The sequence below is a fragment of the Amycolatopsis kentuckyensis genome, from assembly GCF_041679295.1.
Classification (GTDB): domain Bacteria; phylum Actinomycetota; class Actinomycetes; order Mycobacteriales; family Pseudonocardiaceae; genus Amycolatopsis; species Amycolatopsis kentuckyensis_A.
On record NZ_JBGDMD010000024.1, the window covers coordinates 26,492 to 41,730 of the forward strand.

General features: G+C 71.7%; 11 protein-coding genes. 7 read left to right on the forward strand and 4 right to left on the reverse strand.

What is annotated here, in order from left to right; translation table 11 throughout:
* The first annotated feature begins 36 nt into the window (after window positions 1–36).
* Both ACERZO_RS49155 and ACERZO_RS49160 read left to right on the forward strand, forming a co-directional pair.
* A complete protein-coding gene (locus ACERZO_RS49155; protein ID WP_372672943.1) occupies window positions 37–1,374 on the forward strand; it encodes a S8 family peptidase in 1,338 nt (445 codons plus the stop codon).
* Window positions 1,375–1,381: 7 nt separating this feature from the next.
* Window positions 1,382–1,996 (forward strand): VOC family protein, encoded by a 615-nt coding sequence (locus ACERZO_RS49160; protein WP_372672944.1) that lies wholly within the window; start codon window positions 1,382–1,384, stop codon window positions 1,994–1,996.
* 12 nt (window positions 1,997–2,008) lie between these two features.
* On the opposite strand, the gene ACERZO_RS49165 is transcribed toward ACERZO_RS49160, so the two are convergent.
* The 3 genes from ACERZO_RS49165 to secA2 all read right to left on the reverse strand — a co-directional run bounded on the left by ACERZO_RS49165 (window position 2,009) and on the right by secA2 (window position 6,758).
* Window positions 2,009–3,730 carry an NAD+ synthase gene (locus ACERZO_RS49165; RefSeq protein ID WP_372672945.1) on the reverse strand — a complete coding sequence of 574 codons (1,722 nt, stop codon included), beginning with the start codon at window positions 3,728–3,730 and terminating at the stop codon, window positions 2,009–2,011.
* 59 nt (window positions 3,731–3,789) lie between these two features.
* Window positions 3,790–4,341, reverse strand: a complete 552-nt coding sequence (locus tag ACERZO_RS49170) for an RNA ligase 1 family protein (protein WP_372672946.1) — start codon at window positions 4,339–4,341, stop codon at window positions 3,790–3,792.
* Between the two features lie 77 nt (window positions 4,342–4,418).
* Complete coding sequence (secA2, locus tag ACERZO_RS49175) at window positions 4,419–6,758, reverse strand: accessory Sec system translocase SecA2 (RefSeq protein ID WP_372672947.1); 2,340 nt, start codon at window positions 6,756–6,758, stop codon at window positions 4,419–4,421.
* A 165-nt stretch (window positions 6,759–6,923) separates the two neighbouring features.
* Between secA2 and ACERZO_RS49180 the strand changes: the two genes are divergently transcribed.
* Together ACERZO_RS49180 and ACERZO_RS49185 are read left to right on the forward strand one after the other, a co-directional pair.
* Window positions 6,924–8,480: an alpha/beta hydrolase gene (locus ACERZO_RS49180; protein WP_372672948.1), complete on the forward strand. Its 1,557-nt coding sequence runs from the start codon at window positions 6,924–6,926 to the stop codon at window positions 8,478–8,480.
* On the forward strand, window positions 8,465–9,958 hold the full coding sequence (locus ACERZO_RS49185; RefSeq protein WP_372672949.1) for an alpha/beta hydrolase: 1,494 nt from the start codon (window positions 8,465–8,467) through the stop codon (window positions 9,956–9,958). The genes ACERZO_RS49180 and ACERZO_RS49185 overlap by 16 nt, the downstream gene beginning before the upstream one ends.
* Here ACERZO_RS49185 and ACERZO_RS49190 read toward each other — a convergent pair whose 3' ends face one another.
* A complete protein-coding gene (locus ACERZO_RS49190; RefSeq protein WP_372672950.1) occupies window positions 9,959–10,600 on the reverse strand; it encodes an LppX_LprAFG lipoprotein in 642 nt (213 codons plus the stop codon).
* 87 nt (window positions 10,601–10,687) lie between these two features.
* Between ACERZO_RS49190 and ACERZO_RS49195 the strand changes: the two genes are divergently transcribed.
* From ACERZO_RS49195 to ACERZO_RS49205, 3 genes are all read left to right on the forward strand, one after another.
* Entirely contained in the window at window positions 10,688–11,968 is a 1,281-nt protein-coding gene (locus ACERZO_RS49195; protein ID WP_372672951.1) for an MFS transporter, read from the forward strand.
* Window positions 11,969–12,029: 61 nt separating this feature from the next.
* A complete protein-coding gene (gene glnA / locus ACERZO_RS49200) occupies window positions 12,030–13,373 on the forward strand; it encodes a type I glutamate--ammonia ligase (RefSeq protein ID WP_372672952.1) in 1,344 nt (447 codons plus the stop codon).
* Entirely contained in the window at window positions 13,373–14,926 is a 1,554-nt protein-coding gene (locus ACERZO_RS49205) for an amidase (protein ID WP_372672953.1), read from the forward strand. Before glnA ends, ACERZO_RS49205 begins: the two co-directional genes overlap by 1 nt.
* The last annotated feature ends 313 nt before the right edge of the window (window positions 14,927–15,239 follow it).

Here is a 15,239-nt window from a genome sequence, read left to right on the forward strand (position 1 = left end):
GCTATGTTCGGTTCGGGCGAATCCGGAGGAGGACGTGTGCGGCGACTGATCTTGGTGACAGCGCTTCTGCTCGGCCTGCTCGCCACCCCGGCCGCGGCGGATCCCCTCGTCATGCCGCACGTCGTCGTCGCGCACAACACGTGGTGGGCCGCGCTGGCCGTGCAGAAAGCCGGTGGCACGGTCGTCGCCGCGTACCCGCAGATCGGCGTCGTCGTCGCGTACACGGCGAAGGACGACTTCGCCGCGAAGCTCCGGAAAACGCCGGGCATCGACGCCGTCGGCGCGACGCGCACCGCGAAGATCCCGAAGGAGTTCTTCGCGCCCCGCAAGGATCTCCGCTACACCGGGCCGAACTCGCCGAACTCCGGCCTGGTCCCGCCCGAGGGCACCGCGTGGGACGTCCCGGCGCTGCGCCTGCCCGAAGCGCACGAGGTCACCGACGGCAGCCGGCGCACCGTCGTCGGCGTGCTCGACGTCGGCGTCGACGACACCCACCCCGACCTCGCGCCCGCCTTCGACGCGCGCGACTCCGTGTCGTGCCTGTCCGGCTGGGCCGACCGGAGCCCCGGCGCCTGGCGGCCGACGCTGGACGGCCACGGCACGCACGTCGCCGGCACGATCGCCGCGGCCCGCAACGGATCCGGCGTCGTCGGCGTCGCGCCCGGCGTCCGCATCGCCGCGGTGAAGCTGGCCGAACTGGACGACACCGAGACCGCCGAGAGCATGGTCTGCGGGTTCGTCTGGGCCGCCGAACACGGCTTCGCTGTCACCAACAACAGCTACCGCTCGATCCCGTGGCGCTACAACTGCGACGACCAGCCCGACCAGGCCGCGGCGAAACTGGCCGTCGGCCGCGCGGTCGCCTACGCCCAGCGCCGGAACGTCCTCGTCGTCGCCTCGGCCGGCAACGCCGGCATCGACCTCGACACGCGCTCGGTCGACCGCGAAAGCCCCGCCGACAGCACCCCGGTGGAACGCCGGATCGACCCGACGTGCACCCGGCTGCCGCACGAGCTCCCCGGCGTCGTCGGCACCGGCGCCCTGGACGAAAAGCTGGTCAAGGCGAGCTTCTCGAACTACTCGGCGTCCCGGATCAGCGTCGCGGCACCCGGCGCGCGCGTGTGGTCGACGTGGCCGAACGGCGAATACCGCTCCGCGAGCGGGACTTCGATGGCCGCGCCGCACGCGAGCGGCGTCGCCGCCCTCATCGCGAGTGAGCACCCGTGGTGGGGCGCCGAGCGGATCAAGCGCGCGCTCTACGCGTCCGCGACGCCGCTGCCGTGTCCCGACGCGACCTGCACGCCGACGAAGGACGGCACGACGTACTACGGCCACGGGGTGGTCGATGCGGCGAGCGCGGTCGGCGCGGGATGATGGCGGCGTGCTCGATCACCTCGTCTACGCCGGTCCCGACCTGGCCGACGCCGTCACCCGTGTCGCCGAGCTGACCGGGGTCACCCCGGCACCCGGCGGCAGCCACCCCGGCCTCGGCACCGCCAACCACCTCGCCGACCTCGGCGCGGGCATGTACCTGGAGGTGATCGGCCCGGACCCGGCGCAACCGGACCCGGCCGTGCCCCGGCCGTTCGGCATCGACGAGTTGACCGAGCCCGCGCTGGTCGCGTGGGCGGTCCGCACGACCGACCTCGACGCGACGATCGCGCGGGCCCGTGCCCACGGCTTCGACCCGGGCGACGCGTTGGAGATGTCCCGCGCGACGGCCGACGGCGAGACACTGCGCTGGCGCCTGACCCCGCCGCCCGCCCCCGGCACGCTCCGCCCGTTCCTCATCGACTGGGGCACGACCCCGCACCCGACGACCCGCGGCCTGCCGTCGCTCCCGCTGCTGATGGTGACGGCCACCCACCCGGACCCGTCCTGGGTCCACACGGCGACCAACGCGCTCGGCTTGGAGTTCCTGGTCCGCCGCACGGAAAAGGCGACCCTGACGGCGGCGCTGCGCACGCCGGAAGGCCGCCAGGTCGCGCTCAGCTGAATCCAGGAGCGGCTAGGCCTTGCCCTCGCGCCACGCGTTCGTGATCGGCAGCCGCCGGTCGCGGCCGAAGGCCTTGAACGTGATCTTCGTGCCCGGCGGGTACTGGCGCCGCTTGTACTCGGCCTTGTCGACCATCCGCACCACGCGGTCGATGGTCTCCGGGTCGAACCCCGCGGAAACCAGGTCCGCGTACCCGCGGTCGCCCTCGACGTAGTCGTCGAGGATGTCGTCGAGCAGCGCGTAGTCCGGCAGCGAGTCGGAGTCCATCTGACCCGGGCGCAGCTCGGCCGACGGCGGCTTCGAGATCGAGTTCTCCGGGATCGGCGGGGTCTCGCCGTTCTTCACCGCTTCGGCGTTGCGCCAGCGCGCGAGCTGCCAGACGTGCGTCTTGAAGACGTCCTTGATCGGGGCGAACGCGCCGACCGCGTCGCCGTAGATCGTGGAGTACCCGACCGCCAGCTCGGTCTTGTTGCCGGTGGCCAGCACGAGGTGACCGTCCAAGTTGGACAGTGCCATCAGGAGCATGCCCCGGGTCCGCGCCTGGATGTTCTCCTCGGCCAGGCCCGTCAGGGAAAGCTGCTCGACGTACACGCGGACCATGTCCTCGACCGGTTCGACGCGGTAGTGCGCCCCGATCCGCCGCGCGAGGTCGGCGGCGTCGTCCTTCGAGTGGCCCGACGAGTACTGCGACGGCATCGAGACGCCGTAGACGTTGTCGCCGCCGAGCGCGTCCGCGGCCAGCGCCGCGCAGACCGCCGAGTCGATGCCGCCGGAGAACCCGAACGTCACCGACGAGAAGCCGTTCTTGTGCACGTAGTCGCGCAGCCCGACGACCAGCGCGTGCCACACCTCGGCCTCGTCCGACAGCGGCTCGCTGATCACCGGCACGGCCGTCGGCTCGTACGCGGGCAACGGTTCCTCGCTCAGGACGCGACGCCGGACGTGCAGTCCTTCGAGTTCGCCGTCGCCCGCGTGGCCGCCCGCGGTCAGGTCCATGTCGAGCACGGACAGGTGCTCGATGAACTGCGGCGCCCGCGCCAGCAGCGTGCCGTCCGCACCGACGACGAGCGAGTCGCCGTCGAAGACGAGGTCGTCCTGCCCGCCGATCTGGTTGGTGTAGACCAGCGGCGCGCCGGCTTCGGCGGCGCGGCGCGCGATGAGCGGCAGGCGCTGCTCGTCCTTGGACCGCTCGTAGGGCGACGCGTTCGGCGCGACGACCAGGTCGACACCGGCGCGGCCCAGCGCCGAGATCGGCCCGCCGTCCTGCCAGATGTCCTCGCAGACGACCATGCCGATGTCGAGCCCGTGGAACCGGACGACGTCGAGCGTGGTGCCCGGCTTGAACCAACGGTGCTCGTCGAAGACGCCGTAGTTCGGGAGGTGGTGCTTGAACTGCCGCGCGACGACCTCGCCGCGGTAGAGGGCGGCGGCCGCGTCGCGCGGGCCGGCCTCGTCGAGGTCGAGGTAGCCGACGTAGGTGAGCACCTCACCGCAGCCGGCGTCGTCGAGGCGGCGCGCCAGCGACTCGAGGCCCTGCTGCGAGGCGGCGGCGAAGGTCTTGCGCAGCGAAAGGTCCTCGACGGGGTAGCCGGTCAGCGACATCTCGGGGAAGACGACCACGTGGGCGCCGGCCTCGGCGGCCCGGCGGGTCCAGGAGACGTGCAGGTCGGCGTTGCCGTCGAGGTCGCCGACGGTGGGGTTGACCTGGGCGAGCGCGATGCGCAGTTGCGGCATGCCGCCATTCTGTCCCACCGTCACCCGGGAGGCCGAGCGAATGTGGGCGAAATGCCACGCTAGGTCGACGCCACCGCGTCCCGGTGCTTGAGCTTCGCCATCCGCCCGTCCCGGTGGTGCCAGACGATGCCCTCGAACTCCGGGTGCGCGAGCAGCCACGCCATCAGCCCGTCGAAGTCGCGCGGGACGCCGGCGAACTCCTGCGCGGTCGCGTGCGGGACCAGCCGGTGCACGCCGAGCTGCTCGGGATCGCCGTTGACCTTCGGCCCGCACAGTTCGTAGGTGCCGGGCGCCGCACCGAAAAGCCCGTCGAGGGCTTCGTCGAAGAACGCTGCGAACGACGACTGCCCGACCGGCTCCCAGCCGACCGTCTTGCCCGTCTCCGGGTCGGTCTGTACGGCTTCGAACCCGTCCGGCGCGTCCTTGCCCGCCTTCACCTCGCGCCGCGCCCACCAGGTGCCGGACTCGTCGAGCCGGACGCAGGTGCCGTCGTACTTGCGGGTGGCCACGCCTTGGCCGTCGAGCACCCACTGGCAGTCGGGGTGCACTTCGCGCGTGACGCGCCGAAGGTCTTCGGGGTCACGCCGAAACAGCGTGGGGATCTTGCGCATGCCCCGATTCTTCCGGCCGGGGCGAACGAGAAAACCCCCGCCCGGACTAACCGGACGGGGGTTTCCGCCGAAGCTCGCTACTTCCGCTTGATCATGCTCCGGACCTTCTTGATGGTCTGCTCGAAGTCGGAGTCGAACGGGTTGTCGTGCACCAGGTAGGTCCACGTCGTGTTGGCCCGCCGGACGCCCGCCTCGCCGAGGTCGATGCCCTCGTCGGTCAGCTCGGCCTCTTCGAGCGTCTTCGCCGCCCGGGAGTCCGCCTCGGCGATGATCTTGTGGAACTCGGGGATCGCCGCGCGGTGGAACTCGTCCAGCGGCGTCTCGCGGGCGAGCGCCCGCAGGTGGATGCTCTCGCGGACGTCGGTCAGGTAGGCCAGGTGGTCCGACCACAGCTGGTCGACGTGGAACAGCAGCACCTCGCGGCACATCTGCTCCAGCTTGTCCTGGTCGTCGAGCTTCTCCTTCAGCTCGGCGAACTTCTCCGGGTGCGCCTTCTCCAGCTGCTCCGCCGCGTACGCGGTGCGAAGGACCTTGTCGCGGTGCACCAGCAGGTCACGCCGCTGCCGCTCGATCAGCCGCGTGTAGCGCCACGTGTTGCGGTGGATCTCCAGGTCGACGCCCTCGGCGACGCGCTGGGCGTGGTTGAGCTGCCGCAGCGCCGCCGGGTCGGTGATCTCGCCGGTCTCCTCGTCGTCGACGATGCCCTCGGGCACGTCCGGCGCGTTCGACAGCACGAGCTCGTCGTTCAGGCTCGCGAAGAAGATCGCGCTGCCCGGGTCGCCCTGCCGGCCGGAGCGGCCGCGCAACTGGCCGTCGAGGCGGCTCGACGGGTACCGCGCGGTGCCGATGACGTGCAGCCCGCCCAGCTCGACGACCTCGTCGCGGGTGGCGCCGTCGGTGCCGCCCAGCCGGATGTCGGTACCGCGGCCGGCCATCTGCGTGGACACGGTGACCGCGCCCTTCTTGCCGGCCTCGGCGATGATCGCGGCCTCTTCGGCGTCGTTGCGCGCGTTGAGCACGACGCACTCGAGGTCGACCTTCGCGAGCTTCTCGGCCAGCTCTTCGGACTCGGCGACGTCCTGGGTGCCGACGAGGATCGGCCGCCCGGTCTCGTGGACCGTGCGGATCTCCTCCTCGATCGCCCGCAGCTTCTGCGACGGCGACGCGAAGACGCGGTCCTCGAGGTCCTCGCGGATGTTCGGGGTGTTCGGCGGGATGACCGCGACCTCGAGCTCGTAGAACTCGCGCAGCTGCTCGGCGACGGCGACCGCGGTACCGGTCATGCCGGCGACCTCGGGGTAGCGCGCGAGCAGCGCCTGCACGGTGATCGAGTCCAGGATCTCGCCGCGGTCGGTCGCGGTGACCTGCTCCTTCGCTTCGACGGCGGCCTGGAGGCCGTCCGGCCAGCGCTGCAGCTCGGCGACGCGGCCGCGGGCGGCGTTGATGAGCTGGACCTTGCCGTCGCGGACCAGGTAGTCGACGTCGCGGGTGAGCAGGGCGTGGGCGTGCAGGGCGACGTTCACGGCGGGGAGCCGGTCGGACGCCGTCTCGCCGTAGAGGTCGTCGACCTCCAGGCCGAGCGACTTCGCGACGACGGACGCGCCGGCGTCGGTCAGCCAGGCGTTGCGGCCCTCGCTGTCGGTTTCGTAGTGCAGGTTGAGGCGCAGCCGCCGGACGACCTTCGCGACCTCCTCGTCGGCGTCGGTGTGGTCGATCGAGCCGGCCATCACCAGCGGGACGCGGGCCTCGTCGACCAGCACGGAGTCCGCCTCGTCGACGATCGCGACCTCGGGGGCCGGCTGGACGAGGTCGTCGACGTTCGTGACCAGCCGGTCGCGCAGGACGTCGAAGCCGATCTCGGCGACGGCGCCGTACGTGACGTCCTTGGCGTACGCCTCGCGACGCTCTTCGCGGGAGTGCGCGGGCTCGACCCAGCCGACCGACACGCCGAGCAGGGCGTAGACCGGGCCCATCCATTCGGCGTCGCGCCGGGCGAGGTAGTCGTTGACCGTGACGACGTGCACGCGCTTTCCGCGGATCGCGTACCCGGCGGCGGCCAGCGCGCCGGCGAGCGTCTTGCCCTCGCCGGTCTCCATCTGGACGACGTGCTTGGTGAGCAGGCCCATCGTGCCCAGCACCTGGACGTCGAACGCGCGCTCGCCCAGCGCGCGGCGGGCGGCCTCGCGGCCCAGCGCGCACACCTCGACCAGCTGGTCGTCGCCGAAGGCGGTGTCCTTCAGCTTCTCGCGGAGCTCGCCCGCCCGCTCGGTCAGCTCCGCGTCGGAGAGCTTCTCGAGCTCGGGTTCGAGCTTCTCGACCGCGGGCAGCAGTGCTTCGTAGCGGGTCAGCTCGACGCTGCCCGGCCGCTGGATGATCCGGCGGAGCTTCTTGCCCACCCGGCTGATCAGTGCTGCCACCCCTGGTCTCCCGTTCTCTCTTCGCTCGACCGGCCTGCCCCACCCAACGTGGCGGTGGTGCGTTCGAGTTCCGCGGCCGGATGGGACGATCCAACCGTGTTCCCTCATCCCAGCGCCAGGTCCGGACGTATCCGACGCCGCCGGATCACCGCAATTGCGACATCCGTGCTGATCGCGGCCTCGCTGGCCGCCTGCACGTCCACCGGCAAGCCGGCGCCACCGGCGCCGACGACCGAGTCGCACCCCCCGTCCGGGCCGGTGCCCGCCGGGCTGGAGCGGTTCTACGGCCAGAGCCTGAGCTGGGCCGACTGCGCACCTTACGCGACGTCGGAAGACTCGCGGTCGGCGTTCCAGGCGAAGGACGTCCAGTGCGCGCGGCTGACCGTGCCGCTGGACTACGCGAAGCCGGCGGGGGACACGATCACGCTGGGCCTGCTCCGCCACAAGGCGACCGGCGACCGGATCGGCTCGCTGGTGGTCAACCCCGGCGGCCCGGGCGCGTCGGGCATGGTCGCGGCGGCCGGGCTGGTCAAGCCGGCCACGAGCACCGGCCTGGCCAAGCGCTTCGACCTGGTCGGCTTCGACCCGCGGGGGATCGGGGCGAGCCAGCCGGCCATCCACTGCCTGACCGACCAGGAGCGCGACGCCGACCGCGCCGACGACAGCGAGACCGACGGCTCGCCGGCCGGCGTCCTCAAGCAGGAAGCGCAGGAGAAGGACTTCGCCGCGAAGTGCGCCCAGCGCACCGACGACGGCACCGGCATGCTGGCCAACGTCGGCACCCGGGACGTCGTGAAGGACCTCGACGTCCTGCGCTCGGTCCTCGGCGACGAAAAGCTCACCTATCTGGGCTACTCCTACGGCACCCGGATCGGGTCGGCCTACGCCGAGGCGTTCCCGAAGAACGTCCGCGCGATGATCCTCGACGGCGCGGTCGACCCCGAGCAGGACGCGGTCGAGTCGCTGGTCGCGCAGGGCCAGGGCTTCGGGACGGCGTTCACGGAGTTCGCGAAGTGGTGCGCGGCCCAGCAGGACTGCGCGCTCGGCCAGGACGCGACCGGCGCGGTCAAGGCGTTCCAGGACCTCGTCCGGCCGCTGATCGAGTTCCCGGTGCCGGTCGGCGACGGCCGCAAGCTCTCCTACGAGGACGCGACGACGGGTGTCATCCAGGCGCTCTACCAGGAGACCCTCTGGGACACGCTGAACTCGGGCCTCAACGAGCTGCGCCGGCAGCGCGGCGCGACGCTGGAGAAGCTCGCGGACATCTACAACGAGCGCGACTCCACCGGCAAGTACGGCACCACCCAGGACGCCTTCACCGCGATCCGTTGCGTCGACGACCCGCGCGTCACCGACCCGGCCGTCATCCTCAAGGCGCAGGAGGAGTACGTGAAGGTGGCGCCGTTCCTCGACGACGGCCGCCCGGCTTCGGCGGCCCGTGACGCGTGCGCGTTCTGGCCGGTGCCCAACACGTCCGAACCGCACGTGCCGAACGTCGAAGGCCTGGCGAAGACGCTGGTCATCTCGACGACCAACGACCCGGCGACGCCGTACCAGGCCGGCGTCAACCTCGCGAAGGGCCTGAAGGGCGCGCTGCTGACCTTCGAGGGCACCCAGCACACGGTGTTCCTTCAGGGCGTGAAGTGCGTCGACGAGGCGGGCGCGGACTACCTCGTCGACGGCACGGTGCCGCCGGACGGGACCCGGTGCACCGCGCAGTAGGCCTGGCCGCGTTGGCGGTGCTGCTGGCGGCGTGCACGAGCGCGCCGCCGGCCGCCCCGCCCGCGCCTGACCTGGGGAAGTTCACCACGCAGAAGCTCGCGTGGACGCCGTGCGGCGCCGGGCTGGACTGCGCGCACCTGAGCGTGCCGCTGGACTACGCGGCCCCGGACGGGACCGCGATCACCGTCGGCCTGCTGCGGCACAAGGCCACGAAGCAGCGGATCGGCTCCCTGGTCGTGAACCCCGGCGGACCCGGCGGCCAGGGCACTTCGGCAGCCGCGGCGCTGGCCAAGACCCCCGCTGCGGCGCCGCTGCTCGAGCGCTTCGACCTGGTCGGTTTCGACCCGCGCGGCGTCGGCACCAGCGAGCCGCGGCTCACCTGCCGCACGGACGCCGAGGTCGACGCGGACCGCGCGTCCGACGTCGAGAGCGATTTGTCGCCCGAAGGTGTGAAGAAACAGCTCGCCGAGACGACCGCGTACGGCGCGAAGTGCGCCGAAGGGACGAAGTACGGGAAGGAGTTCCTCGCGAACGTAGGCACGCGAGACGTCGTACGCGACCTCGACGTCCTTCGCACCGCGCTCGGCGACGAGAAACTGACCTACCTCGGCTATTCGTACGGGACGCAGATCGGCGCGGCCTACGCCGAGGCGTACCCGCGCAACGTCCGCGCGCTGCTGCTCGACGGCGCGGTCGACCCGGCTCAGGGCCTGGTGGACTCCCTGGTCACGCAGGCCGCGGGCTTCCAGGACGCGCTGACCGAGTTCGGCAGGTGGTGCACGGCCCGCCGCGACTGCGCCCTCGGCCGCGACCCGGCCCGCACGACCGAGGCGTTGCAGAAGCTCGCGCGCCCGCTGATCGCGAAGCCCGCCCCGGCCGGCGACCGCCACCTCTCCTTCGAAGACGCCGTCACCGGCACCTTCGGCGGCTTGTACTCGCGCGGTGACTGGACCGCACTGAACGCCGCCCTCGCCCAGCTCGCCGCCGGGAACGGCCGGACGCTGCTGGCCTTCGCCGACGACTACTACCAACGCGACCGCGACGGCCACTACAGCGGCGCGATCGACGCGTACTTCGCCGTCCGCTGCGTCGACCACACCCGCGTCACCGACCGGGGCACCATCGACCGAGCCCACGAAAAGATGCTGGCCGGCGCGCCCTTCCTGACCGGCGGCACGCCCGACACGAGCGAGCTGGACATCTGCTCGACCTGGCCGGTCCCGCCGACGTCCGCCGAGCACGCGCCGCGTCCTTCGGGATTGCGGAAGCCACTGGTCGTCTCGACCACGCACGACCCGGCGACACCCCACCGGCAGGGCGTCGACCTGGCGAAGGACCTCGGCGGCGTCCTGCTCACCTACGAAGGCGTCCAGCACACGGTGTTCCTGCAGGGCAACGGCTGCGTCGACCGCGCGGGCACCGCGTACCTCATCGACGGAACGACCCCGCCGGACGGCAAGAGCTGCCCGGGGCCGTGACTACGCCTGCTGGCGGGTCAGCGACAGCTCGATCATCACGGGGCTGAGGTGCTCGTCCGGGGGTGGGATCTGCACCCACAGCCGGACGAACCGCCGGGGCAGGGAGTCGGACACCCACACCTTGACGTTCAGGTCGGCGTCGATCTGCGCGAGCACGCTGTGGGCGACGGCGGCCGGCACCCGGCCGCCGACGCGCAGCGCGGCCGCGCCGTCGACGTTCTCGCGTCCCTCGGTCTTCGCGTCGGTCACCCCGTCGAGCAGCCGCTTCAGCCCGCCGTGCGGGCCCAGGAACGCGCTCACGGTGTAGGCGTCGGGCAGTGGACCGGCCCAGGAATCGGTCAGCACGTGCGCGTCCTTCACGGTGAAGCCGAACTTCGTGTGCCCGTCCCCGTCCTGGATGTCGACCGTGCCGTCAGCGGACCCGTGGTCGTCGAGGGTCGCGTCGCCCTCGATCAGCCGGAGCGGGAAGCCCGGCAGGACGCCGTTGACGCCCGCCGCGAAGTGCACCCCCCGCACCGCCGCGAACGACTTCGCCGCCTCGCCGACCAGCTCGGACCCGGCCGGGAACGGCCCCCGCGTGTCCGGTGACCCGGTGCACCCGGCCGTCAGCAGGAGCACGAGGAGAAGGGCGAAGCGGCGCATCCCCCGAGCCTACTGTTGGCCCGATCCTTTCGGATGCTGTCCTTCCGGCCACTTTCGACGTCTCGCGCGCGCGGCGAAACTGCGTAGGTGACTGTTGAGACCCGCCCTGCCCCGAAGCTGCACCGCGCCTGGCTCATCGCCGGTGCCGCCTTCGTCGCGCTGCTCGCCTCCGCCGGCTTCCGTTCCGCCCCCGGCGTCCTCATCGACCCGCTGCACGAGGAGTTCGGCTGGTCCACGGCCACGATCAGCTCGGCCGTCTCGGTCAACCTCGTCCTCTACGGCCTCTTCGCGCCCTTCGCGGCGGCGCTGATGGAGCGGTTCGGCATCCGCCGCGTCTCGGCGACGGCGTTGTTCGTCATCGCCGTCGGCGCGGCAGGCACGGTCTTCATGAGCGCGAGCTGGCAGCTGATCCTGTTCTGGGGCGTGTTCATCGGCGCGGGCACGGGCTCGATGGCGATGAGCTTCGCCGCGACGGTGGCGACCCGGTGGTTCGTCCGCAGCCGCGGTGTCGTCACCGGCGTGCTGACCGCGGCGGGCGCGACCGGCCAGCTGATCTTCCTGCCGGTCATCGCGAACCTCGCGGTGAGCTCGGGCTGGCGCACGGCGTCGCTGGTGATCGCGATCGCCGCGCTGGCGGTCGTCCCGGTGGTCCTGCTGGTCATCCGCGACCACCCGGCCGACATCGGCACGACGGCGTACGGCGCGCCCGCCGACGCCGAGGTCGCGCGCCCGGCGTCGAAGACCGGCTCGGCCCGCCGCGCGCTTTCGGTGCTGGGCCAGGCCGCCCGCACGCGAACGTTCTGGCTGCTGGCGGTCGGCTTCGCGATCTGCGGCGCGACGACGAACGGCCTGGTCGGCACCCACTTCGTCCCGGCCGCACACGACCACGGCATGCCCCAGACGACGGCGGCGGGCCTGCTCGCCCTGGTCGGCGTCTTCGACGTAGTCGGGACGATCTTCTCGGGCTGGCTCACCGACCGCGTCGACCCCAGGATCCTGCTGGGCGTCTACTACGCGCTTCGCGGCCTTTCGCTGGCGCTGCTGCCGCAGCTGTTCACGGACTCGGTCCAGCCGAGCATGTGGGCGTTCATCCTGTTCTACGGCCTCGACTGGGTGGCCACGGTCCCCCCGACGGTCGCGCTCTGCGTCCGAGCGTTCGGCGACGCGGGCCCGATCGTGTTCGGCTGGGTCTTCGCCAGCCACCAGCTGGGCGCGGCGTTCGCGGCGTCAGCGGCCGGCCTGGTCCGCGACCAGCTCGGGACGTACAACGTGGCCTGGTACGCGGCGGCGGTCCTGGCGGTGCTCGCGTCGGTGGCGTCACTGGCCATCTCGCGGGCGAAGAAGCCCGTTCCGGTGCTCGCGACGTGACTTGGTCAACCCCGGCGCGTCGTGAAACATCCCGTTAACACGCTGTCGTTAGGGTGCGGCCATGGATCGCCAGCAGGAATTCGTGCTCCGCACGCTCGAGGAGCGCGACATCCGTTTCGTCCGACTCTGGTTCACCGATGTGCTGGGGTTCCTCAAGTCCGTCGCGGTCGCGCCGGCCGAGCTCGAAGGCGCGTTCAACGACGGGATCGGCTTCGACGGCTCGGCCATCGAGGGCTTCGCCCGCGTCTACGAATCGGACATGGTCGCCAAGCCCGACCCGTCCACGTTCCAGGTCCTGCCGTGGGAAACCCCGGAGGGCGGCCCGTACTCGGCGCGCATGTTCTGCGACATCGCGATGCCCGACGGCTCGCCCTCCTGGGCCGACCCGCGGCACGTCCTGCGCCGCCAGCTCTCGAAGGCGGCCGAAGCCGGCTTCACCTGCTACGTCCACCCCGAGATCGAGTTCTTCCTGCTCTCGACCATGCCCGACGACGGCAGCGAGCCGGAGCCCGCGGACAACGGCGGCTACTTCGACCAGGCCAGCCACGCCACGGCGACGCACTTCCGCCGCCACGCCATCGAGACCCTCGAGGCGATGGGCATCTCGGTCGAGTTCAGCCACCACGAAGGGGCACCGGGCCAGCAGGAGATCGACCTCCGCTACGCCGATGCGCTGACGATGGCCGACAACGTGATGACGTTCCGCTACGTCGTCAAGGAGGTCGCGCTGACCCAGGGCGTGCGCGCGACGTTCATGCCCAAGCCGTTCACCGACCAGCCCGGGTCGGGGATGCACACCCACGTCAGCCTGTTCGAAGGCGACCGCAACGCCTTCTACGACGCCGAGGACCCGCACGAGCTGTCGGAGACCGGCAAGGCCTTCGTCGCCGGCGTGCTGCACCACGCCAAGGAGATCTCCGCGGTCACGAACCAGTGGGTGAACTCCTACAAACGCCTGATCAGCGGCAGTGAGGCCCCGACGACCGTCTCGTGGGGCCGCGCGAACCGCTCGGCGCTCGTCCGCGTCCCGATGTATTCACCCGGAAAGGCGTCCTCCCGACGGGTGGAGATCCGTACGCTGGACTCGGCGTGCAACCCGTACCTGGCGTACTCGGTCATCCTGGCCGCCGGGCTCAAGGGGATCGAGAAGGGCTACGAGCTGCCGCCACCCGCCGAGGACAACATCTGGCAGCTGAGCGACGCCGAGCGGCGCGCCGCCGGGTACGCCCAGCTGCCGCAGAACCTGGGGGAGGCGCTGGCCGAGATGGAGAAGTCCGAGCTCCTGCCGGAAGCGCTCGGCGAGCACGTCTACGACTTCTTCCTCCGGAACAAGCGCGTGGAGTGGGACAACTACCGCAGCGCGGTCACCCCGTACGAACTCCGAACGCTCCTCCCGGTGCTCTGATGGGGCGGCGGCCGGCACTCCTCGTCCTGCTGGCCGCCGTACTCCTGCTCGTCCCCGCGGCTCCCGCCGTGGCCTCGCCGAAGTTCGACCTCGACTCCGCCGACATCCCGGCGCTGCAGGCGCGGATGACGGCCGGCCGGCTCACCGCGGTGGGCCTGACCAGCGCGTACCTCGAGCGGATCCACCGGCTCAACGGCAAGGTCAACGCGGTCCTGGCGCTCAACCCCTCGGCGTTGCGACAGGCTTCCGAAAGCGACGCCCGCCGTCACGCGCACCGGCTGCGCGGACCGCTCGACGGCATCCCGGTGCTGGTCAAGGACAACGTCGACACGCGCGACCAGTGGACGACCGCCGGGTCGCGCGCCCTCCGCAGCCACCCGGCCAAGGACGCCACGCTGATCACCCGGTTGCGTGACGCCGGCGCGGTGATCCTGGGCAAGGCGAACCTCTCCGAATGGGCGAACTTCCGCGCCGCGAAGCCGACGTCGGGCTGGTCGGGCGTCGGCGGGCAGACGAACAACCCGTACGTGCTGGACCGCAACCCGTGCGGGTCGTCCGCCGGCTCCGCGGCCGGCGTCGCCGCGTCGCTGGCGCAGGTCGCGATCGGTTCGGAGACCGACGGCTCGATCGTCTGCCCGGCCGGCATGACGGCGACGGTCGGCCACAAACCCAGCCTCGGCCTGGTCAGCCGCACCGGCGTGGTGCCGATCTCCGCCGAGCAGGACACCGCCGGGCCGATCGCCCGCAACGTCGTCGACGTCGCGCTCACGCTGTCGGTCCTGCAGGGGCGGGACCCGGCGGACCCGGCCACGCTCCAGTACCCGAACTCGCAGCCGACGGACTACGCGAAGCTGCTTCGGCCGGGTGTGCTGCGCGGCGCGCGGATCGGGTTGTGGCGGCTGCCGGTGCTCGGCCCGGCCACCGACGCGATCCTGACGTCCGCTCGGAATTCCCTGGTCAAGGCCGGTGCGACGGTCGTCGAGGTGACTCCGCCGTACCAGGACCGGCTCCTCGAGCTGGAGTTCCCGGCGCTGCTCACGGAGTTCCACCGCGACATCGACGCCTACCTCGCGACCCGCCCGGCCGGCCCGCGGAACCTGGCCGGCCTGATCGCCTACAACCGCGCGGACCCGCTGGAACGGACGTGCTTCGCCGGCCAGGAGCTGTTCGAGCAGGCACTGGCCGCGCCGCCGCCGACCGACCCCGGCTACCTGGCCGGCCGCGCCGAGCTGTCGGACCTCGCGCGGCGGTCGCTCGACGAGACCCTGGCGAAGTACCACCTCGACGCGATCGCGTCGCCGACCAACCCGCCGGCGTGGAAGACCGACTGCGCGGTGGGGGACAACGACGTGATCCCGTCGTCGACCCCGGCCGCGGTCGCGGGCTACCCGGACGTGACCGTGCCGGCGGGGTTTGCCGGACCGCTCCCGGTGGGTATCTCGTTCATGGGCGCCCGGTGGTCGGACGCCCGGATGCTCGCGCTCGCGGCGGACTTCTCCCGGGTGGCTCCGGCCCGCGTCCCGCCGGGTTACTTGTCGACCCTGCCGTCGTAGCGCTCCGGACACGCTTTGACCTGCGGCAATGGCGTTAAGTGACCCCCCTGTTCGGGACCGGTTCCAGGGCATGTAATCTTCTCTTCGTCGCCAGGAACACCGGGTCGCCCCGGGGCCGCAAGCCCCGAAGATCCGGCCGGGCCGAGCGGGTTGACACCGCGGATCGGACCGGGTAATGTTCAGCGTCGGCCCACGAGCGGCCGCCGAATCCCTACGACTAACACCGTAGGCTGAGGCATGCTCGACCAAAAGCTTTGAATATCGCTTGGAACAACTGCCGAGGATAAAGCCGCTGATAAGGCGGTGAATCCGG

Excerpts from the sequence above, each read along its gene's own strand:
- glnA (WP_372672952.1), top strand. The coding sequence starts at position 12,030 with ATGGATCGCCAGCAGGAATTCGTGCTCCGCACGCTCGAGGAGCGCGAC.
- ACERZO_RS49170 (WP_372672946.1), bottom strand. The coding sequence starts at position 4,341 with ATGCGCAAGATCCCCACGCTGTTTCGGCGTGACCCCGAAGACCTTCGG.
- ACERZO_RS49190 (WP_372672950.1), bottom strand. The coding sequence starts at position 10,600 with ATGCGCCGCTTCGCCCTTCTCCTCGTGCTCCTGCTGACGGCCGGGTGC.
- ACERZO_RS49165 (WP_372672945.1), bottom strand. The coding sequence starts at position 3,730 with ATGCCGCAACTGCGCATCGCGCTCGCCCAGGTCAACCCCACCGTCGGC.
- ACERZO_RS49205 (WP_372672953.1), top strand. The coding sequence starts at position 13,373 with ATGGGGCGGCGGCCGGCACTCCTCGTCCTGCTGGCCGCCGTACTCCTG.